Origin of the sequence: Saccharolobus shibatae B12, assembly GCF_019175345.1 — an archaeon.
Lineage (GTDB): Archaea > Thermoproteota > Thermoprotei_A > Sulfolobales > Sulfolobaceae > Saccharolobus > Saccharolobus shibatae.
Genome location: NZ_CP077717.1, coordinates 2780627 through 2800019, shown reverse-complemented (window position 1 = coordinate 2800019; position 19393 = coordinate 2780627). Strand labels below are relative to the sequence as shown.

The 19393-nt window shown below is 34.7% G+C and carries 24 protein-coding genes and 1 tRNA gene; 4 read left to right on the top strand and 21 right to left on the bottom strand.

The annotated features are described in order from the left end of the window. Nucleotides 1–45 precede the first annotated feature (45 nt). From J5U23_RS15055 to J5U23_RS14965, 19 genes are all read right to left on the bottom strand, one after another. Entirely contained in the window at nucleotides 46–2415 is a 2370-nt protein-coding gene (locus J5U23_RS15055; RefSeq protein ID WP_218266550.1) for a hypothetical protein, read from the bottom strand. A 94-nt stretch (nucleotides 2416–2509) separates the two neighbouring features. After that, nucleotides 2510–3553, bottom strand: a complete 1044-nt coding sequence (locus tag J5U23_RS15050) for a transporter (RefSeq protein ID WP_218267560.1) — start codon at nucleotides 3551–3553, stop codon at nucleotides 2510–2512. Between the two features lie 250 nt (nucleotides 3554–3803). Beyond that, a tRNA-Arg gene (locus J5U23_RS15045) sits at nucleotides 3804–3891 on the bottom strand. Between the two features lie 24 nt (nucleotides 3892–3915). Further along, nucleotides 3916–4557 carry a DUF434 domain-containing protein gene (locus J5U23_RS15040; RefSeq protein WP_218266549.1) on the bottom strand — a complete coding sequence of 214 codons (642 nt, stop codon included), beginning with the start codon at nucleotides 4555–4557 and terminating at the stop codon, nucleotides 3916–3918. Nucleotides 4558–4566: 9 nt separating this feature from the next. Further along, a complete protein-coding gene (gene alaS, locus J5U23_RS15035; RefSeq protein WP_218266548.1) occupies nucleotides 4567–7269 on the bottom strand; it encodes an alanine--tRNA ligase in 2703 nt (900 codons plus the stop codon). Between the two features lie 222 nt (nucleotides 7270–7491). Then, entirely contained in the window at nucleotides 7492–7812 is a 321-nt protein-coding gene (gene rpl12p / locus J5U23_RS15030; protein WP_012711739.1) for a 50S ribosomal protein P1, read from the bottom strand. A 46-nt stretch (nucleotides 7813–7858) separates the two neighbouring features. Beyond that, nucleotides 7859–8875, bottom strand: coding sequence for a 50S ribosomal protein L10 (locus tag J5U23_RS15025; RefSeq protein ID WP_218266547.1), 1017 nt, complete (start codon nucleotides 8873–8875; stop codon nucleotides 7859–7861). Continuing rightward, nucleotides 8872–9528, bottom strand: coding sequence for a 50S ribosomal protein L1 (locus tag J5U23_RS15020; RefSeq protein ID WP_218266546.1), 657 nt, complete (start codon nucleotides 9526–9528; stop codon nucleotides 8872–8874). The genes J5U23_RS15025 and J5U23_RS15020 overlap by 4 nt, the downstream gene beginning before the upstream one ends. 1 nt (nucleotide 9529) lies before the next feature. Continuing rightward, a complete protein-coding gene (locus J5U23_RS15015; RefSeq protein WP_218258861.1) occupies nucleotides 9530–10042 on the bottom strand; it encodes a 50S ribosomal protein L11 in 513 nt (170 codons plus the stop codon). Nucleotides 10043–10047: 5 nt separating this feature from the next. Beyond that, nucleotides 10048–10506 carry a transcription elongation factor Spt5 gene (locus tag J5U23_RS15010; RefSeq protein ID WP_012711735.1) on the bottom strand — a complete coding sequence of 153 codons (459 nt, stop codon included), beginning with the start codon at nucleotides 10504–10506 and terminating at the stop codon, nucleotides 10048–10050. A 4-nt stretch (nucleotides 10507–10510) separates the two neighbouring features. Then, a complete protein-coding gene (locus J5U23_RS15005; protein WP_012711734.1) occupies nucleotides 10511–10699 on the bottom strand; it encodes a protein translocase SEC61 complex subunit gamma in 189 nt (62 codons plus the stop codon). Between the two features lie 31 nt (nucleotides 10700–10730). Further along, complete coding sequence (gene ftsY / locus J5U23_RS15000; RefSeq protein WP_218266545.1) at nucleotides 10731–11663, bottom strand: signal recognition particle-docking protein FtsY; 933 nt, start codon at nucleotides 11661–11663, stop codon at nucleotides 10731–10733. A gap of 140 nt (nucleotides 11664–11803) precedes the next feature. Further along, nucleotides 11804–12247, bottom strand: coding sequence for a prefoldin subunit alpha (gene pfdA / locus J5U23_RS14995; protein ID WP_218258859.1), 444 nt, complete (start codon nucleotides 12245–12247; stop codon nucleotides 11804–11806). A 6-nt stretch (nucleotides 12248–12253) separates the two neighbouring features. Further along, the gene (gene rpl18a / locus J5U23_RS14990; protein WP_012711732.1) at nucleotides 12254–12514 is read right to left on the bottom strand and encodes a 50S ribosomal protein L18Ae; all 261 of its coding nucleotides are present in this window, start codon (nucleotides 12512–12514) and stop codon (nucleotides 12254–12256) included. Between the two features lies 1 nt (nucleotide 12515). Then, entirely contained in the window at nucleotides 12516–13187 is a 672-nt protein-coding gene (locus J5U23_RS14985) for a translation initiation factor IF-6 (protein ID WP_218266544.1), read from the bottom strand. Continuing rightward, complete coding sequence (locus J5U23_RS14980) at nucleotides 13184–13450, bottom strand: 50S ribosomal protein L31e (protein ID WP_012711730.1); 267 nt, start codon at nucleotides 13448–13450, stop codon at nucleotides 13184–13186. The genes J5U23_RS14985 and J5U23_RS14980 overlap by 4 nt, the downstream gene beginning before the upstream one ends. 3 nt (nucleotides 13451–13453) lie before the next feature. Continuing rightward, the gene (locus J5U23_RS14975) at nucleotides 13454–13609 is read right to left on the bottom strand and encodes a 50S ribosomal protein L39e (protein WP_009990648.1); all 156 of its coding nucleotides are present in this window, start codon (nucleotides 13607–13609) and stop codon (nucleotides 13454–13456) included. After that, nucleotides 13606–13962, bottom strand: coding sequence for a DNA-binding protein (locus J5U23_RS14970; protein WP_014512806.1), 357 nt, complete (start codon nucleotides 13960–13962; stop codon nucleotides 13606–13608). The genes J5U23_RS14975 and J5U23_RS14970 overlap by 4 nt, the downstream gene beginning before the upstream one ends. A 13-nt stretch (nucleotides 13963–13975) precedes the next feature. After that, entirely contained in the window at nucleotides 13976–14440 is a 465-nt protein-coding gene (locus J5U23_RS14965; RefSeq protein ID WP_218266543.1) for a 30S ribosomal protein S19e, read from the bottom strand. Between the two features lie 70 nt (nucleotides 14441–14510). On the opposite strand from J5U23_RS14965, the gene J5U23_RS14960 reads away from it, so the two are divergent. Further along, a complete protein-coding gene (locus J5U23_RS14960; RefSeq protein ID WP_218266542.1) occupies nucleotides 14511–15674 on the top strand; it encodes a nicotinate phosphoribosyltransferase in 1164 nt (387 codons plus the stop codon). Here the strand turns inward: J5U23_RS14960 and J5U23_RS14955 are convergent. Together J5U23_RS14955 and J5U23_RS14950 are read right to left on the bottom strand one after the other, a co-directional pair. After that, complete coding sequence (locus tag J5U23_RS14955; protein WP_218258854.1) at nucleotides 15671–16726, bottom strand: phosphate signaling complex PhoU family protein; 1056 nt, start codon at nucleotides 16724–16726, stop codon at nucleotides 15671–15673. The two genes, J5U23_RS14960 and J5U23_RS14955, sit on opposite strands and share 4 nt — an antisense overlap. A gap of 61 nt (nucleotides 16727–16787) precedes the next feature. After that, nucleotides 16788–17783: a DUF711 family protein gene (locus tag J5U23_RS14950; protein WP_218258853.1), complete on the bottom strand. Its 996-nt coding sequence runs from the start codon at nucleotides 17781–17783 to the stop codon at nucleotides 16788–16790. Between the two features lie 43 nt (nucleotides 17784–17826). Between J5U23_RS14950 and J5U23_RS14945 the strand changes: the two genes are divergently transcribed. From J5U23_RS14945 to J5U23_RS14935, 3 genes are read left to right on the top strand one after another with little or no spacing between them, the layout of a single operon-like run. Next, entirely contained in the window at nucleotides 17827–18228 is a 402-nt protein-coding gene (locus J5U23_RS14945) for a DsrE/DsrF/DrsH-like family protein (protein WP_218267559.1), read from the top strand. Further along, entirely contained in the window at nucleotides 18225–18455 is a 231-nt protein-coding gene (locus J5U23_RS14940; protein WP_218258851.1) for a sulfurtransferase TusA family protein, read from the top strand. The genes J5U23_RS14945 and J5U23_RS14940 overlap by 4 nt, the downstream gene beginning before the upstream one ends. A 41-nt stretch (nucleotides 18456–18496) precedes the next feature. Then, nucleotides 18497–19390, top strand: a complete 894-nt coding sequence (locus J5U23_RS14935; protein ID WP_218266541.1) for a cysteine synthase family protein — start codon at nucleotides 18497–18499, stop codon at nucleotides 19388–19390. The last annotated feature ends 3 nt before the right edge of the window (nucleotides 19391–19393 follow it).

Below are 19393 nucleotides of genomic sequence, written 5' to 3'. Positions count from 1 at the left end.
AGAAAAAAGATTATCTTTCTACGAGAAGGCTTATGCTTTAAATATTTATCCCCAGTATGGAGTAGATGTTGAGGTTGTAGTAGAAGTTGAAGAAGAGGACGAACTCATCGATGTACTTGATGAAGAAGATATCGCTGGCGCTGTCAATATCCAAGGTACTGGTTTAAAGAATGTTAAGTTAACCACTACGCCGTTTCCTATTATTATTGGATCCTTAAATATGTAGCCCTTAGCTCCCCATGTCCACATCGATACATTCTGGCTTGGCGTGAATATTACAGTTATAAATGGATTAGCTAGGCCAGTGACCGAGTTTACTGATGAATAACTAAATGTCACATTTCCGTTTATAGCATAGGCGAAAGCTAATATTGGCACTTGCCCATTCGGTGCTGTTCCTCCATTTGCTGGATTGTAGAATACTACTGAGAAGTTAAATACGGTCAAGTTACCACTAGGTGTTACTATCTTAGTGTTTGGCTGTATTGCAACTATCATGTTACCAGCTACTGCTACTCCTCCTTGTGTGCCATTTATTTCGTAGCTATATACGTTAACTGGAGTTAGTCCATACGCGCTACCTACACTCACTTGTACTGGTTTAGGTGTTTGCGCAACTGGAGTTGGTGCTGATTCGAATATCCATATAACTGGTTTGAAGAACTGTGTGTTAACCATTACATCATTTCCGTACAGCCAGTGATCTACAAACTTGTAGCTTCCACCTATGTATGCAGTACCATTAAATGTTCCACCAAACCAAGTCCATGAAGTCCAAGTACTTGGAGCTCCCCATACAACTGTTATCGGTGGTTGCGCTACAACCTTTCCGTTACTCATTGTTACTAATGAAATACCCGGTGTTATCTGATTATTTACAGCAAAGGCGAACGCATAAAGTGGAGTTAAGTTTAAAGCAGTAGGAGGTGAATATATAGCTTCTAGGCTAAAGGTTACTAATGAAAAATTATATACAGATAACATTGTACCATTGGCTAATGCTGCATAAGTATTTGGTTTCACTATTACTATAATATTGCCAACTTGCAATGTATATCCTTGACCGCTAGTAGCGTTTACAGTAACAGTTTCTTCTCCATTAACTTTCATAATTGGCTCGTTTAAGTTATAGTAAATTGTGTCAGATAATGCATTAACTTCAGTTGAGTTCCATACTTCCTTAGTTATTTGCCAGCTAGCTGTAGTGGTATTGTAAACGAAATATGCGGTTATTGCAACATGTAGATCATATATCATTGGGAAGTTAGGTTCACCTTGATTTACAAATCCATAGAATACTGTGTCGTTAGCTATAACTTCAGCAGTCGCATTTGATGGAGATAAATATACTTTAACTGTTGGTGGAATAGCTGTTCCGTTGGGTAAAAGATTTTGCACATATGTTAAGGCAAAGATGAAGTATTGGTCCCAAGTGTTGAAAACGTTTGCTATACTAGAAACTCCAGTATAAGTTCCCGCTTTAAATACCGGAGGTAATTGTCCAATTAACACTAATTGTGCATTTGGAGCGAAGTTCTTTGCTATCGTATTACCTGGAAATTCCGCTCCTAATGCGTTCATCTGTGACAAGAACTCATCAAGTACCTGATTTGCTTGTATTGAGTGTTGAGATGGATATCCTGCAATTACAGTTAATGGAGGTACCTCATTCCCTTTCCACATTAGTTCAGTAATTTCCGGAACTCCGTGAATGTACTGTACTATTATAGTATTACTAGCATTAAAGACTTGTAAGTATACTGGATCTGCGGTGGGTGCTACAAAGTATTGCACAACGTCAGTTACATTGAACGTGTTTCCATTAATTTGGGTTACAGTGGGTAATGTAGTGGTGTAGAAGTATACTGTCTCATAGGTTCCGAAGAAGTTAGCTAGCCAAGTTGTATTAAATTTAGTTAAGTTGTATGTTCCGGCAAACGGCTGACCCATTATGTATGCAGTAAAGTTAGTTGCTAACAAAGGAACAACATCTGATGGAGATTCTATCGCAATGCCATCATAGAATTGTAATACTGTGGATAGAGCTGCGCCAGGTTTATATCCCGAAATGTTTAATTTACTGATTTGTTGTAACATTTGTTCATATAAGGTCTTATAATAAGTATAGTTTGTTTCTGCTTGCTTATATAGGGTGTAATTATTCTGAGCCTCTGCTAGTACTGCATTATACATACCTTCTAGTACTTTGTACTGGGAAGCTAGCTGTGAATATGTTTGATTTAATTTAGTATAGTTTCCTTGTAATGCCATGTATTGGCTATTTTCGCTCTGATACTCATTATATGCGTTAATGTATCTCGAGTTTGCTACTGAATATTCATAAAAACCCACAGCTGCTATTACAATTAAAACTATTGCTACTATAGAGAATGCAATAGTTTTCATATCTGCCATTTTGGATCGAGAAGAAAGTTGAAACTTATTTAAAAAGTTTTTACCCAAATCTAGTTACTTGCATTTGAAATTAACTTCTTAATTGCGGTTAAACCTAGGTTGTAATCTTGAGATTTTTGTATATTATGGCTCCAAGTGAAATCGAGGATATTAGAGTTAATATTGCTGAGTTTATTTCTATATCTCCAATACTAACCAAAGACGGTATTAAAAATCCGCTTAATGAGGCTAGGTTCATACTAGGCCCTATTTTCGTTACTTCAACTTTCATTGATCTAATTATAATAGGCAATAACGAATTAAGACCCAATCCCAATACGGTAAAAGGTATCAATATCCATACTTTAAGCGTAATAAATGATGCAAATCCCAAAATTCCTATAATTAGAGAACTCAGAAGTGATGTAATTCTAATGTTTCTGATAGCTGGTAGAATTATATATGCTATAAATGAAATGGAATACGCGATTATAGTTTCCTCTATTGCATTACTTTCTCCTAATAGTGATGGAGTTAGCTGCAATATATATGCTGGTTCAAATCCAAGTAAAAATATTAACAATGCTTTCCACGAGAACGCTATACCTATATTTCCTGGATAGGAGAATAATCTCTTATCAGTATTAGATCTCTTGATTAGAAAGAAAAATACTAATGAAAAAGAGCTTGCTATAAGTATCATTTTTCCCACTAGGAATGATATGAGTGCGGCCAGTATCCATCCTAATGCCCATCCGCCCATTGTCATTCCTACAATTATTTTGCTCCTACTCTGAGTTGCAAGTTCTACTGCTGCTGATGTAGCTAAACCGAATAGAATTCCCGTTGCTACCCTTAATGGAATTAGTACAAGGGTATTTGAAGTCATAAAAAATTCCACTATATCTAAAATAGCCATATTTCCCAACGAGAGATAAGCTATTCTCTCAATGTCCATTTTTGTCATTAGAAAAGGATATGTTATTGGAGTTATCGCTCTTCCTACGAATGGAGCACCTATTAATAGGAACTCCACTAACCCAGTATAATCTGTATATTGTAGATAAAAAATGAAATTGATAAGGAAGTAGGAAGATAATGTAAAGCTTAATACTGGTAGTATGGTAGTTTTCCTCAACGGTATTTTTATCCCTAACATTTCAATCAAGATATATACTTTTCAGTTTGAATTTAAAATTAAGCATCATGTAAGTATAATCTACTTATACTTTTCACTATCAATAATTATTATAATGATAGTTTTATATAATTATTACATGCTATTGAAGTTCTATATTACTGATAGAGAAAGTCATAATATATTATGTGAAGGTTTTTATAGCAGAAGCTGACTTCCTATCTGCCCTAAAGGGTAAAGTTTTCAGTTATAAACACATTATGATAATGTGCGGACCCGGCGGGATTCGAACCCGCGACCACCGGCTTTCTTCCGAAAGTTAGGAGGCCGGCGCTCTATCCTGGCTGAGCTACGGGTCCAATTATTAGATTACTATAATCCCATTAAAGTTTTTCTTCAAGATTAACAATCCAAGGTCCCTTAAGTATCTTAAACCCGCCTTCGAAAAATATATTGTTTAAGATAGTGGAAATTTTTTGTGACTTAAACAAGATTACGAAATCGTTACTATAAACAGCTTTATTTGAAATTATTATCTCTTTATCAGCCTTGTTAACAGTTCTTATTTCTATACCTTTTTTCCTTAATCTGCTTGCTATCTCGCCACTGTTACTCAACTGTTTATCAAGTATTATCTCGCATTTTATTCTATGTTTCTCGCAATATTCAGAAATTAGCATCAATATATCGGATATTATCTCACTAGATTTATGTCTTCCTAAGCCTAGATCTCTAAAGAAACCATCATCACATAGGTATAACTCCTCATTATTTATCGCAGAAATTAGTGTTAAAGCCAAATTATATCCATCTAGAATAACTTCTCTTTCTTCATTGTTTATTTTTCCTTTAATTATTTCTATTTCCTTATCGGAATGTACGCAACGATATAGTAAGAGTCGTTCTAAGCTGGATAAGTTATATCTAGCAGCTATTACATCAAGGACAACCTTTCTAGAATAATCTCTATTTAAAAAATATTTATAATCTATGTAAGCTTCCCTAAAAACATCTGTGAAATGCATAATATTCTCTTATAGTGATTTTCTCACTATCTCTATTATTTCTTCTTTACTCTTTTTACTATTTAGAATTACGTTTGCAAATGTGCCTTTTCCTCCTCCTTTTCCTCCTCCCTTTAGTAATTCTTCTACTATCTTATCTACTCTCATGTTTTTAGATGTGGCAATTTGTAATCTATTATCTGAGATGGATATTGCAATAGTATTATCTGTAGAAGTTAATTTCCGTAGTATCTCCCTGTTTTCCTCTTCGTCACCTAATCCCTCTATGATGTATATTTTATTGCCGTTAATTTCGTAAGGCTTTAGATTATTTAGTAATTCAGTTTCAATTATTCTTCTATATTGGATTATTAAATTATTTTTCTCCTCAACTTCATTAAGTATTCTTCTTAATCTACTGGTTAGTTGATCTGGAGAAGTACCTATTATTTTCGAAGCTTCAGCGATTTTCGCTTCAGTTTCCCTAATATAGTCAACTAATGCTGGTCCCGCAACATATTCAAGTCTTATTACACCATCTTGTATTCTCTCCACGTTGATTATCTTCACAGCTCCTATCTCACTAGTATTACTTACATGAGTTCCTCCACAACTCTCTATATCCCAGTCCTTTATCTCTAACAATCTGATTGTTGCAGAATTAGGTACTCCACCCTCATATATGGATACTCCATATTTCATTTCAGCTTCCATTCTGTTCATTTCTAAAGGTTTAACTGGTCTTCTGTCAGATATCACACTATTTGCGTAGTTTTCTATTAGCTTAACCTCTTCCTCAGTTAAAGTCTTATGATGAGTGATATCTAGTCTTCCTTTTTCCGGTGTCTTTTCAGCTCCAGCTTGCCATACATGCTCACCTAATACTTTTTTAGCAGCTGCAAGTATTACATGTGTTACTGTGTGATGTCTCATTAAACGATATCTTCTTTCCCAATTAATTTCCCCTCTTACATTATCTCCAACCTTTATTGTTGATGGCTCCTCCTTTAGTATATGTACTATCACATCATTTACTTTCTGCGTATCTATGACTTCATATCTTTTACTACTTTTTTCATCAATTATGAGGCCAGTATCACCTAATTGGCCTCCTCCCTCTGGATAGAATGTGGTCTTATCTAAAATCAGATAGTTTTTATAAATTCCCAACACTTTACCTTCAAAAGATCTCATATACTGGTCTTTATAGTATAATTTTTCAGTTGGCTGTAGCGCAGTGATATATTCTAACAAATCCTTGGGCAATTTAACTTTGTCATATACACTTTTGATTGTTGAGGTTTGATGTCTCTTAGCCACTAACGCGTAAAAGTTACGCGGTAGTTCAAATTTCACACTCTTTTTCTTTAGTTCCTCTTCTAGTAGATCTGGAGGAATACCATTAGAATCGTAGACTTGTATTAAATCTTCTATTGTTATTTCGCTCTTTCTAGCTAAAGTTAAGGCTATAGATGGAACTTTTTCCAAAATCTTTTCAAATCTCTGTTGTTCTAATTCTACCGCGTCTAATATGTAATCTTTGTTCTTTAATACTTGAGGGAAATCTTCCTTCCAGAAGTCTATTTGCTCTTTTACTAGTTCATAAAGTCTTACATCCGATTTAAGTAATCTTAGTACTTTTAAGGCTCTTCTTATAACGAGTCTGCCAAGATATCCTTCACCAGAGTTGGAAGGAACTAGACCATCAGCTAGCATTAACATTATTGTCTTCGTATGGTCTAAGATCTGAAATACCTTAGCTGCCCTATCCAATTCTTCTTCAACAGCTTTAATATCAATTCCTAATTCCTTGCTAACCATTTGTCTATGAATTTTTATAGTATCTGGATTATCTGGGTCTATTTTGCCTGCAAATCTAGATGCTACTTTTAGTAATGTCTCATCTATATAAGCTACGCCTATTTTGTTAAAGAATTTGTATACTAAATTACCATATATTGCGTGAAATGCCGAGGGAGTCTTTTGTGTTATCCATGCAATTCTTTCTACACCATATCCGGTATCTACAATTTTCAATTTGAGTGGAGTATAATCACCATTATCGGTTATCTTGTATTGCATAAATACTAGTGTGGCTAGCTCTAATCCACCTACTGTAACTTCTAAGCAAGGTCCAGCATTTCCTCCCCCTTCCCACCAAGATTCTTTGAAGTTCAATTCCTCTTCTGGTATTCCTAACTCTTTTGTGAAGAATTCTGTAGCATACGCTGTCGTTTCGTCCTTCCAATACACATAATGGTCTGGATAGTTGAATGCGTGATGTGCGGCCATTTCGAAAGTAGTTAAATGTCTTCCAAAGGTTATTCCGACATTATCTATATCCTCTAATCTTATTGAGGGCTGCGACACTACTAGTGGATTTGCGGGTGGGGGAACTAAGCCACTAGTTACATGTGGCTGGAAATCAACTATACTTGCTATTGTTAGGTATAAGTCCTCTCTCCATCTAGCCAAAACTGGTTTAGGAGGTATTCGTGTATGTCCTCTCTGTTCGAAGAATGAGAGGAATTTCTCTCTAGCTTCCTTGACAGTCAAGGGTTGGCTTTTTATATTTATGTCAAAAAAGTAGTAGTCTGTACAAGGTATGTCTGAACAATATTCTTTCTTTTCATCCCTAGTCCAAAATGGTGTTTTGCATGATTTGCATATTTTTCGCTTGAAATCATTCTTGATAAAGAAATTCAGTCTGTACTCCTCTTCACTAGCTTTCATACAATAAAAAGAAAAGTATCTAAAGTTTAAAAACTGACTTCTCCCGTAATGGGATTCTAGAGTAGATATTCGTTTTTAATTTCATTTAAGATTTCTCTCTAAAGAAACTAACCTAAAAAGTATATTCCACATAACAAAAACAAATCTAAAATGTTGTCCCTTAAAAAGTATTGAATTAGTATCTCTACATTAAAAGATTGTTTCGTTATCCTTAACAAAGCCTTAACCGAATAGGGAGGCTAACCCGCTCGCAATTTCTTCTTCGCTTGGTCCTTTCTTTTCTTCTTCTTTCTTTTCTTCTTTCTTCTCTTCAGCTGCAGGCTGTGCTTGAGCTGCTTGTGGTTGTGCGGCTACTGCTACTGGCATGGCAGCTGCGTTCTTTAATACTTCATCTATGTTCACTTCTTTTAATGCAGCTACTACAGCTTTTAATCTTACCTCATCTACGCTTATTCCAGCTGCAGTTAGTATATTCTTTAGTGTATCTTCATTTATTTCCTTCTTGGCTGAGTGTAATAGGAGACTCGCATATATGTACTCCATTCTTATTCACACTCCACATTTTTGTCTTAGGTTATATAAATTTTTATCATCCAAATAAGGATGCAAGCCCACTTCCAATTTCTTCTTCGCTTGGTCCTTTCTTTTCTTCTTCTTTCTTTTCTTCTTTCTTCTCTTCAGCTGTTGATTGTTGGGTTTGGGTATGTTGTGCTGCAGGTAATTGTACTCCTAAATCTACTTTTCTACTGATAGCTGTAGCCAATGCATATGCTTTAGCAACAGCTTTAGATATTACTGCTTGGGCTGATTCTGGTGTAAGGTATCCTATCTCAGATGCTAACGCAATCGCATTCTTGAATACCTTGCTTATTGTAAACTTTAATACGTCAGGAACTGGATACGCTATTTCTACTGCAAGAGTAAATGCATTCCTATAAGCTTCAGCTATATTACTCCTATAACCTTCTAAATCAAGTTTTAGATTTTCTGCGGGAATTACTAAACCCTCATGATACGCTACTTTTATTTTTAATTTGACGTACACTGGCATTATTCCAAGTTTCTGTAAAATTGGTAAAGCTTCTGTCGGAATTACATCACCAGCTTTTGCTACTACGGTATCTTTTACTACGTGTACCTTACCATCTTGTACCTTCGTTTGTACCTTTAACTTTCCAAATACGCTTAATATTGGTCCAGCAGGCATTCCAGTATCTCCCGCAGGAATTACAACCTCCTCTTCAGCCTTATCCCCTGGCATTGCGTACCTTCTCAGTTTATAATTTTCGAAGAACATGTTAGTTAGGAATGGGTTATCTTTAGTAAATATGAAGACGTTTGGGCCAGTTAAATATTGCTCAAGTTTTTCTGTATTTATACCAGCATTTTTAGCAGCTATCTTGAATAAAGTGTTCTTAGTTACCTTTATTGTAGCTTTTCCTCTTAATTTCTTCCTAATTTCGTGTAATTTGTCTGCTGGGAAACCTTCAAGACTTCCAATTAATATAGTATTATTATTTTTAATAAGTTCAGTTAATTCTTTAACTTCTTCAAGCTTCCAGCTGGCAACTTTTCTCTGTTTCAAGGCTAGAGCCAATCTTTTCACCTTAACTCTACTTTTACTACCTTACCCATAGTAGTTTTTACATATATATTCCTTATCTTTTGGGCGTATCCTTTAGATTCTATTACGTTTAGTACTGCTAGTGCATTTTCAGCTAAATCTCCAATTTGTTGGTTCTCAGTGCCTATGAATGCTTGTGTTTGGGGTTGATCTTTAGTCTTAACTAAAGTTGATCTTTTAAATCTCAGTATATACTCTGATATATCTGCAGTATTCGGTAATGGTGTTGGGAATTTTCCTCTGGGACCTAAAGCTGGGCCTAATATTCTACCTACCAAAGCCATCGAATCTGGAGCTACTAGAAACCAATCATTTTGACGAGCTAATTTTTTAATTGTCCTCTTATTTCCTTGTAGTTTTTGTAATTCTTCTTTGGTTAAAATTGTATTAGGTTCAGCTTTCCTTGCGTACTCTAACTGCTGAATAGTTGGGACTACTAAAACTTTCTTTGACTTTTCTGGAGGCTTAGGTAATACCACTATTTCTCTTAACTTCAAGTCCCCCTTTTTCATATCAACTTCTTTAAATGTAACTATTATCTCTACGCTCTGGACAAAGTTTCTCTTGGGGTTGTTTTCGGGAGATAATGCCAGCTTAAGGGAATCTTCAATATTATTTCTATCAACGATTGGCATTTTACTCTTTCACCTCATTCCATTCATTCTCATATTTTGCTAATAAATCATCATATTTACCTTCTTCCACTTCTTTTACTAGTTCTTTAGGGTCTTTATTTTCCACAGTTAGTCCAATAGATTTAGCTGTACCTAGCATACTCTTAACTGCAGCCTTTAATGATTTCGTAGTTAACCCCGGCTTTTTCATAATCGCTATTTTAATTACTTGTTCCAATGATAAATTACCTATCTTCTTGTGAGCAGGGTCTCCAGATGGTTCACTAGCTCCAGCTTCTTTTAATAGTAATGCAGTAGTAGTAGGTATTCCAACTTTTATTTCATATTTCTTAGTATTACTATCAACTTCTATTGTTACTGGAACTGACATGCCTTTAAAACTACTTGTGGCCTCATTCAATTTCTTGACAACATCCCCAACATTTAGCCCTAACTGCGAAAGTGTTGGTGCTAATGGTGGACCTGGCTTAACATTACCTCCTTCTACCATTATTTTTATAGATTTTGTGGGCATTCACTTCACCTTTTAGACACCTTAATTTGATCTAAAGGAACTGTGACTTGTAATGGAAATGCTGATTCTAAAATATTTAACACTACCTCTCCTTTAGCTTCCTCAACTCTTACCACTTGAGCCTGAGTACCCCTAAAGGGACCAGAAATTACTTCTACTACATCCCCAGGTTTTACGGTTGGGCCTATGGTTTTCTTAGATACAATTTTTAGTATCTCATCTCTAGGTAGTAAACCTTGTGCAAGTCCTCTTGCATTCCTTATCCCAGCAATTAATGGTTTAACTATATGCAAACCCTCTGCCTCCAGAACTACATATCCTTTCAAATTGGGTGGAACAATTATTGCATATATTCCTTTAATATTATTAGTTTTTATCCTCTCTTCTAACATTAAAGCTACATTTATTTCTTGCCCTCCAACAACTTTTACAGCATAATAATTTCTCATATTCGGTTTTTCCACAAAATTACACCCCTATTAATGTCAATGCAAGTTGAATTATGTAAGCTAATACACCTACTACGACTAATACTAATAAAGTAACTTTAAGGTTAAGTGAGAAAAAGTTCCTATCCGGTTTCCTAGCTACTGTAATTATTCTATTCCAGTCCTCCCTAAGCCTTCTGAACCAGCTAATTAGCTTATTTGAACTCACAGTAATTTATAATTGGGTCAAGGTATTTAAGTTAACTGAACAATCTTTGAATGAACCACTCGGCATTAAACGGAATTAGATCATCATAAGTTTGACCCACTCCTAAATATCCAACAGGCTTATTCAATTCATACGCTAACGATAATATTACACCACCTTTTACATCTGCATCAACTTTAGTCAATATTACTAGATCGAATCCAACATTATTTTCAAAATATTTAGCTTGTTCCAATGCGTCGTTTCCACCTAGAGAGTCTAAAACTAATATTTTCAGATTTGGTCTGGTGATATTAACAACTCTCTTTAGTTCATTTACTAAATCAGTATCTGTGTGCATTCTTCCGGCAGTGTCTATTAATACAACATCTATTCCTCTGCTTTTAGCTGCCCTTATTGCGTCATAAGCAACTGAGGCAGGGTCTCCTCCATATTTGCCTTTGATTAAAGGTATATCCAAGTTTCTTGCATGGATCTCCAATTGTTCTTGTGCTGCAGCTCTAAACGTATCTGAAGCTGAGATAATACACGATAAACCATTTTTTTTAAGCATATATGCAAACTTAGCAATAGTTGTAGTTTTACCTACTCCATTTATTCCGAAAAATATTATTATATAAGGTTTCGTTGATTTCTTTATTTCTTCTAATACATTCATTGGTTTATTTTTTGTTATTATTTCGGTGATGGATTTTTTTAAAGAATCTTTTACTATCCTTTCAAGATCTTCACTTCGCCTTACCTTTTTACCGATTATGTTTTCTTTCAGATCTTCAAGAATTTTCTCGGTAACTTCAAAAGAAACATCACTTTCAAGTAGCTGATATCTTAATTCCTCTATGAAATCCTCAATATCTTTCTCTTTGATTTCTTTGTATCTGAAAACATCAAAAATACTTCCGCCACTCTTCTTCTCCTCTTCTTTACTTTCTTCCTTTACTTCACTGGTTGTTGACTGATTCATTACGTTATTACTAGTTTGCTGTTGATTACTACCAATACTTTGCGTAGGTATATTTTGTTCGATCTTTTCTGTTTCTTCTTGCTCTCCCTTTAATTTATCTACAAAATTAGAAAAAGCTTTCCTTATTTTATCAAAACAATTTATTCACCTTGTTGTCTCCTAGCTGCAGCTTGCTGTATTTGATTTAGTATGTCAACTATCTGATTGTATGTACTAGCAGCTTTTTGAAGTTCATTATTTAGATTTTGTGCTGCTTTACTTATCTCATCTTTTCTTTTATCAAGAATTTTTATAGCTGAATCTAGATCTACTTCCGCGTAGTAAGATAAACCTAAATGGACAGTTACCTTTTCCCCTGCTATACCCCCTACTTTGGCTAAAAGATATCCTTTCCTATCTATGAAGACTAACATTTCTTTATTTCCACTCTTTATCGTCTCTATGGCTTGTTTTGCAGAATCTATCGAATTTATTGACTCTAGTAATTCTAATTGAGTTCTCTGTAATGAATCTATGTACCTTTTTAAGTAATCTGCTTGCGCTATTAAATCGTCTAACGTTATACCTCCTTGTCCTTGACTCATGTCTCATCACATTATAATTTTATCAATCTTTGCTAATTCTCTTATCCTTCTATCTGGGATTTCTTCTTCTTTTATTTCACTTATTTGCTCTATCTTTATGTTATATCGTTTTATCTTATTTTTACTACCAAAATACGAATAAATATACTCAATTGCTTGTTTTTCATTCAATGCTCTAACTATTTTTACAAATTTTCTCTTCTCTGGATAGTGGGACTCTCCGAATAGGGCAGATCCTTTGACAAGGTAAAACTTTATTTCACTCATCTCATTCACCTAATGCTTTTTGAATTCTTAAAATCTCTGGACCCGTAGTTGACGCGCCTACTAACGTTCCTTTATCGTTTGCGACTAGTCCACTCTTAATGAAGACGCTTCCAAAATTTACCGTGCCTATATCTATCTTTACGCCGAATAATTTTTCCAGTTCTTTTAGTTCTTTCTCACTTGTATCTACATGTACTAATCCGCCTTTATTTGTTACAACTCCTACAGAACCTACGGTTATCATTTGGGCTATTTTTCCTCTTCTTATCTCTTCAACGCCTAAGGTCTCCTTTATTATCTTTTCTTCAATATCATTAAATTCAGGATAAATTAATGCTGCCTTATTATTTGTGAGTATTGTGTTTCCCAACGCGGTTACTTTTGAATTAAGAACCTCAACTCTGCAGTCCCTAAGATTCTCTTTCAGAAATCTGAACTCATCATCAATTGTGGATTTAGGTAAAAGAATGCCGTTATCATTACCACTTATAAAAATACCTAAAAGAAAACTTCTGGATATCTCCGCTTCTATTAACTCAGTTCCTAATATTTGAACAATATTTTCTTTTGTTTCACTATCTAATCCTCTAGGTACTACTGTATATTTATTATTAGTATAAATATAGACTCCTATATTATCTGTTCCAAAAATTGATAACCTTTGCAGATTCATCTACTTTTAATAGCAAGTCTTACAAGATATATTTTTTCTCCTACCTTACTAACTACTACTCTAACTTTACTAACTACCTTATCATTTCCGTTTTTAGATATTGACTTAGCTAACAGTGGATCTATTACTACCTTATCTGCGTTAAAGTGCCTTGCCACAATTTTTCTTACGAATTTCACTGCCCTCTTACTTCTTCCAGTCCTTTTTCCAGTTTTTATTTTTCTCAGATTAATTACCATTTCAAAATTATCCTTCTCTTTCATTTTTTACACCTTTAGATCATTTCTCCTCCAATTCCTTCTTAAGGGATTATACCTAACTCTTCCACGGGTCTTTAACACTATCCATATTGGTATTGGAGAGTTTGCTTTTAATGCTTTGGCTAATCTAAATTTCTTAGCTACTGGTTTATTTCTACTCATTTCCATCCTCTCTCTCTTATTTGTATTTTGAAATCGCGTCTGTTCTGTTCTGAAATCTGTTCTAGTATTTGCTTTAATTCCTCATCTGTTATTGGTACCTTTATTCTCCCAGATTGTGCCAGTGCAATTAACTGATTCTCTAATGATTCAGCAAATTCAGGCTTAACTAATTTTATATTTGTTAGTCTCTGTCGTGCCTCAGGTGTTAATATGACTCTTAATATTGACTCTTTTTGGGATTCTAGTTCCGCTTTTCTTTTTCTCTCTTCTTCTAGCCTTTTTTGCTCTTGTGCTGCTTTTCTTCTTAGTAATTCTTCTAATTCTTCATCATCATATGAGTTTGGAGCTGACATCTTTTTTCACCCCTTATTCTAAGTATACTTTCAAAGAAGTATTATTCTCGGCCAGCTCTTTAAAGATTTCTAATGCTAATTTATCTAATAATGACCTTCCCTTAGGACTTAAAGTTCTTCCCTTATTCTTTATTTTTTGAACTAGTCCTGCTTTTTCTAATTGTTGAAATATTAATCTATTTACATGACCAGGAGCTTTTACGAATTTTTCTGGCCTAGTCCCCCTTCTTTTGCTTCCACCGTAGATTGTTCTTGTTTTTTCTATTCCAATAATCGAGTTCACGTAAAGTTTTCTCAATAACGATGCAGTTCTTATATACCACCAATCCTCTGAGTTATCTGGGACTCTTTCCTTAAAGCTAGCTGTTTTAGCTAATAGTGCCCAATCTGGTGGGTTCACAGTCTTCACATTCTCCTTAAGATATATCGCTAGTCGTTTTATCAAAAGGTCCGGAGGTACCATTTCAGCTGTTATCATTATAAGACTCCATTACATTCGTAGTATATAAGGTTTAAAATTTATCCTTTTTAATAACATATGATCTTGAATGGAATTTTATATAGCCGATTTTAAGCAGATTAAGGAGGGTAAAGTTACAGATATTTATTTTGAAAGAACCTTAAAGACACTAGAGTATCTCGGAATTAAAGACGCTAAAGTGAGGATGGAAGTGCATTCTTATGGTTTACCTAAAGGCTATGAATGGGCTCTTTTCACTGGTTTAGAGGAGGTCCTTCATTTATTGGAAGGTGTACCAGTTAACGTTTACGCGATGCCAGAAGGTACCTTATTTAAAGAAATAGAGCCGGTAATGATAATAGAGGGCAATTATTTGGATTTTGGAATTTATGAGACCGCATTTCTAGGAATACTAAGACATTATTCTAGTATATCTACTAAAGCTGCTAGGCTTAAATACCTCGCAATGGACAAAACGTTATTTTTCTTTGGTTTGAGATCTCTCCACCCTGCATTAGCTCCTATGGCAGATAGGGCAGCTTACATAGGTGGTATGGACGGGGTTTCCGGTGCCATGAGTAAGGAATATCTAGGAGTTGACCCTTCAGGTACTATGCCTCATGCGTTAATGCTTGTTGTAGGTGACAACGTGAAAGCTTGGAAGGCTTTTGATGAGGCTATGGCTCCTGAGATTCCTAGAATAACCTTAGTTGATACATTCGAGGATGAGAGAACTGAGGCTTTAAAGGCGGCAACTTTACTCGGTAAGAAATTGTATGGTGTAAGGTTGGATACACCATCAAGTAGAAGAGGTAATTTTAGAAAAATTATTCAAGAGGTTAGATGGACGTTAAAGATACACGGTTATGACCACGTTAAGATATTTGCGAGTGGAGGGATAGATGAGGAGGATATAATTAATCTTCGAGATATCGTTGATGGATTTGGAGTTGGAACGAGTATAGCGTTTCCTCCAAGCGTTGATTTCAGCGCTGATATAGTAGAAAAATTTGTTGATGGTAAATGGGTGCCTTTTACAAAGAGAGGCAAATGGCCTGGAGCTAAGCAAGTATATAGATGTGGGAAGTTAAATGATATTATTACCCTTATGGATCAGAATCCTCCTACTTCAGACTGTAAGCCCTTACTTCAAAAATATATTGAGAATGGGAAGATTGTAAAACCTTTACCTTCTCCAAAAGAAATAAGGGATTACGTGATTAAACAGCTGACCGAATTGCAAAGCAGCTAGCCTGTTATTAGAATTTCTTTTTGATTTTCTATGCTTCTGTTAAACGCTATTTCAGTTATAGGCTCCATTCTTCTTATTGCATTATATAACCTTAAGTTAAGTGCTCGTAATACCGCGATCAAGCTAGGAGATTTGACCTCTTTTAGCATTTCCTCTGATATTATAGCTTCGGTTATTAATACTCTTCTTAGTGTTCTTAATTCTTCCATTACTTCATTTATTAGTATGGTATCCTCTTTCGCCAGAACTTTTACTGCATGGTCTATTACAGAAGAAGTTTGCTCTATATACATATTTATTTTATTCCATAGTCTTTTCATTTCCTCAAGATCTGATGGATGCAATGACAATAGATCTAATGCTATCTCACTTATCTCATCTGCAGCCTCCTCTATTGCCTTTATTAAAATTCTGTTTCCCACTATTTGTATTCTTTTAACTCCTATCATATAGGCTAAACTTCTATTCATTTGAGCTAATAGTAATTGTCTTAAAGCTAGATAATATAATCTATCTACTTCTCTTTCTAATTCTATTACTTCTTGTAAGAAAGTTCTACTCGATTCCTTAATTCCAAGATCTAGGTAGTGAAGCATTTGTTTTATTGAATTTGATAATCTATTAATTAGATTGTTCATGGTATATTTTGTAGGGTCAAGAAAAGATTGTATTTGTATTGTATCTGTTGTTTGCGATACAATCTCTAATCCAATCAAGTTCCTTATTGTATCTTTAACTTTCCTTAATATATCCTCAGTAAATATCCCACTTTTACTTTCTATATCTATCCTATCATAGCCTAGAATGTACAATGAGTATATTACTCTGCTTACTAACTCACCTTGCACACTATCATTTTGTATACTTATTTTCATCTCTTTTGCCTTACTTTCCGCCTTTAGATTAGGCGGATATACTTTTAGACTACCATCCTCATCAACTTCTAGATATACACTTTCCCCTGGACTCAGAGATACTTCCTTAACCCACTCTGCAGGTAAAGAAACCATAAGTGTAGATTTGCCGAACTTTTGAACTCTCCTAACTTCCATTAAATACTACCTCCACTTGTATCATATAGTTCAAAGTTTATAAAAGTAGTTTTATACTATACTATACTACTTTTACCTCGGGTATTTCTCCAAACATCTTAGTTAATACTGGGCTTCCATTAGTTGGTATCATCCTTACACCGTAGGGTTTTCGTTTTGTATATTGAATATAGTAAATTGATTTCAATATATTTTCATATGTAACTAAATCTGAATATATACCAACCATGTCAATGCCTGCGACACAAACATAACTCATTAATAACAAATCCTTTAAAGTTATGCTTCCCTCCTTAGCTCTCTCCTTAAGAAGATTATCCTCTGCAACTGGTAACATTAATTCTGAAAAACCTATGGGATTTACTCTATTTCTCCAAACCCCCTCAAATATCTCCCTATTAATTTCGGCTATTATTGATAAATTGGAGATGTCAAATATTTTCCTACTCCTATTTTCTATGATTTCTCCCACACTACTTTCCATCCACGGTGATAATGATGCATCAATTCCTAAGTATTTTATACCTAATTTCTTCTCTAATTGTCTCCCTATAGTGTCTGCTTTTGATAAGGCCTCATTTATCTTTCCTTGTTTAAATTCATTTACATATAGTAAAGATAGTCCAAAAGAGTCATAAATAGTATTCGCAGAAGAGGTTGGAAAATAGGGGGTTAGTAGAAAATCTTGGTTAAATAATAAGGCAAACCTCGACGCTTCCTCAGGCTCTAGACTAATGTTAAGTTTTGCTAGATCTTTTAGTTTATCTGTTGATTTTACTAATACATGAGCGTAGATTCTATTATCAGATTTCAAAATGTCTTTAATTTCTCCTAATCTTTTATCTTTTTCCTGGAGATTGACTAGACTAAATATAATTTCATTATGCGATGTAGGTAATAGTTCTATTAGCTTGCTTAAGCTTAAATCACTAGGTGTAGGTGGTAGTGAGATCCTTTTACTCCATATATTGTCATCATTTAATTTACTTAATTTCTCCGTGTATTCATTAATTTTTGAGTAGTTAGTGACAAAAATTGTTATCGCTCTTATCATCATCTTGTTTACACTTTTATAATCCTTGCAGAAGTTTAAATTAATGATGAGTAAGATTACTATCTTGCTTGCAGATAATAATTTAGATAAACTCTATCATGGTCTGGTAGTAGCTTTAGGCGCAAGAGCGTTAGGCTGGGATGTTAAGTTTTTCGTAACATCACAAGCCGTAGTTCTTTTCACAAAAGCAGGGAAGGGAAAAGGGAAATTAGGTTTACCTTTCATTGCTAGATTTTTTGTTAGACTCCAAATGAGGAGGCTAAATATTCCAGATCCTGAAAAATTAATTGATGATGCGATAAATCAAGGTGTTGAATTCTTTGTTGATGAGGCTGGCTTAAGGCTTGTGAACGCTAAAAGTGAAGATCTATTAGATAATGTTAAATTATCAGGAAGTATATCATTTCTATTGGAAGCAAAGGAATCAGATGTGGTGATCACACTATGAAAATTATCGAATCAAATGATATATGCCCAGTTATTTTAACTAATGTAGTAAAAGAGTGGGTTTCCCTAAAAAAAGGCGAGGAGGAGGAATTATTAATAATTACTACATGGCAAGCGGTAGGGCAAGAGTTAGAGAAATGGTGTAAGGAAACTGGTAATCTATTTCTTGGCATATCTAAAAAAGATGGAAAGTTAGAAGTAAGGCTAAAGTTGATTAAAAATAAATAAATACCAGTTTCTCACTACTAAAATCTCGGTAGATCTATATTGTGTCAAACCCTCTTCACGTATTCTCAAATGAACAAGAGTTACTAGAAGGCATGTGGCCTACTCCGCTACTAAAACTTAGAATAGGAAATGATACGTGGGCTAAACTAGAATTTTATAACCCTTTTAGCAGAAGTGTAAAAGATAGGACAGCGTGGTTCTTATTCAGACAAGCGTTAATAAAGAATGCAAATCATATAGTTGAAGCCACCTCTGGTAATACTGGAATAGCGCTAGCATCATTATCGTCAATTTATGGAATGCAATTCACAATGTTTCTCCCAGTAGTTGCCCCAAAGGTCTATAAGGTTTTAGTGAAGTTATTAGGAGGTAGTGTCATAGAAGCTGGCAATTCTACCAATGATGTAATACCTTTAGTAAAGAGGTTTGCAGAAATGAGTAATGCGGTCAATTTGGATCAGTTCAATAATCCAATAAATGTAATAGCTCACTATGAGACTACTGCTAGAGAAATTGATGAACAGTTAAGTTCTCTTGGAAAGAGGCCTTCACGTATTATAGCCACAATGGGAACTGGAGGTCATATAGCAGGGGTCGCTAAGTATTTTAAAGAGAAATACGGGGATGATGTAGAGATAGTAGGAGTTCAACCCTCAGAAAATTCCAGAATTCCGGGGATAAAGAGACAAAATGGATCTAATTCTTTACTGAGGGATGTAAAGATAGATCGCGTAGTTGATGTAAGTTTGGAAGAGGCAATTGATGGAACAATTAGCGTAGCAAGGACTTCTGGGATTTTAATAGGTATAAGTGCAGGTGCTACTGTGGCAGCCTATAAGAGGATAAACGATGTTTCCTCAACTACAGTGCTTATATTTCCAGATGACGCTTTCAAGTATATTGATATTTTAGAGCAAACTTTAAAAGAGATTTAGGTA

Excerpts from the sequence above, each read along its gene's own strand:
- J5U23_RS14985 (WP_218266544.1), bottom strand. The coding sequence starts at position 13,187 with ATGAATCTGCAAAGGTTATCAATTTTTGGAACAGATAATATAGGAGTC.
- J5U23_RS14980 (WP_012711730.1), bottom strand. The coding sequence starts at position 13,450 with ATGAAAGAGAAGGATAATTTTGAAATGGTAATTAATCTGAGAAAAATA.
- J5U23_RS14950 (WP_218258853.1), bottom strand. The coding sequence starts at position 17,783 with ATGATGATAAGAGCGATAACAATTTTTGTCACTAACTACTCAAAAATT.
- J5U23_RS14940 (WP_218258851.1), top strand. The coding sequence starts at position 18,225 with ATGAAAATTATCGAATCAAATGATATATGCCCAGTTATTTTAACTAAT.
- J5U23_RS14955 (WP_218258854.1), bottom strand. The coding sequence starts at position 16,726 with ATGGAAGTTAGGAGAGTTCAAAAGTTCGGCAAATCTACACTTATGGTT.
- J5U23_RS15020 (WP_218266546.1), bottom strand. The coding sequence starts at position 9,528 with ATGCCAATCGTTGATAGAAATAATATTGAAGATTCCCTTAAGCTGGCA.
- J5U23_RS14945 (WP_218267559.1), top strand. The coding sequence starts at position 17,827 with ATGAGTAAGATTACTATCTTGCTTGCAGATAATAATTTAGATAAACTC.
- rpl12p (WP_012711739.1), bottom strand. The coding sequence starts at position 7,812 with ATGGAGTACATATATGCGAGTCTCCTATTACACTCAGCCAAGAAGGAA.
- alaS (WP_218266548.1), bottom strand. The coding sequence starts at position 7,269 with ATGAAAGCTAGTGAAGAGGAGTACAGACTGAATTTCTTTATCAAGAAT.
- J5U23_RS15040 (WP_218266549.1), bottom strand. The coding sequence starts at position 4,557 with ATGCATTTCACAGATGTTTTTAGGGAAGCTTACATAGATTATAAATAT.
- J5U23_RS15015 (WP_218258861.1), bottom strand. The coding sequence starts at position 10,042 with ATGCCCACAAAATCTATAAAAATAATGGTAGAAGGAGGTAATGTTAAG.
- J5U23_RS14960 (WP_218266542.1), top strand. The coding sequence starts at position 14,511 with ATGGAATTTTATATAGCCGATTTTAAGCAGATTAAGGAGGGTAAAGTT.
- J5U23_RS14970 (WP_014512806.1), bottom strand. The coding sequence starts at position 13,962 with ATGTCAGCTCCAAACTCATATGATGATGAAGAATTAGAAGAATTACTA.
- rpl18a (WP_012711732.1), bottom strand. The coding sequence starts at position 12,514 with ATGAGTGAAATAAAGTTTTACCTTGTCAAAGGATCTGCCCTATTCGGA.
- pfdA (WP_218258859.1), bottom strand. The coding sequence starts at position 12,247 with ATGAGTCAAGGACAAGGAGGTATAACGTTAGACGATTTAATAGCGCAA.
- J5U23_RS15055 (WP_218266550.1), bottom strand. The coding sequence starts at position 2,415 with ATGGCAGATATGAAAACTATTGCATTCTCTATAGTAGCAATAGTTTTA.
- J5U23_RS15050 (WP_218267560.1), bottom strand. The coding sequence starts at position 3,553 with ATGTTAGGGATAAAAATACCGTTGAGGAAAACTACCATACTACCAGTA.
- J5U23_RS14965 (WP_218266543.1), bottom strand. The coding sequence starts at position 14,440 with ATGATAACAGCTGAAATGGTACCTCCGGACCTTTTGATAAAACGACTA.
- ftsY (WP_218266545.1), bottom strand. The coding sequence starts at position 11,663 with ATGAATCAGTCAACAACCAGTGAAGTAAAGGAAGAAAGTAAAGAAGAG.
- J5U23_RS14975 (WP_009990648.1), bottom strand. The coding sequence starts at position 13,609 with ATGAGTAGAAATAAACCAGTAGCTAAGAAATTTAGATTAGCCAAAGCA.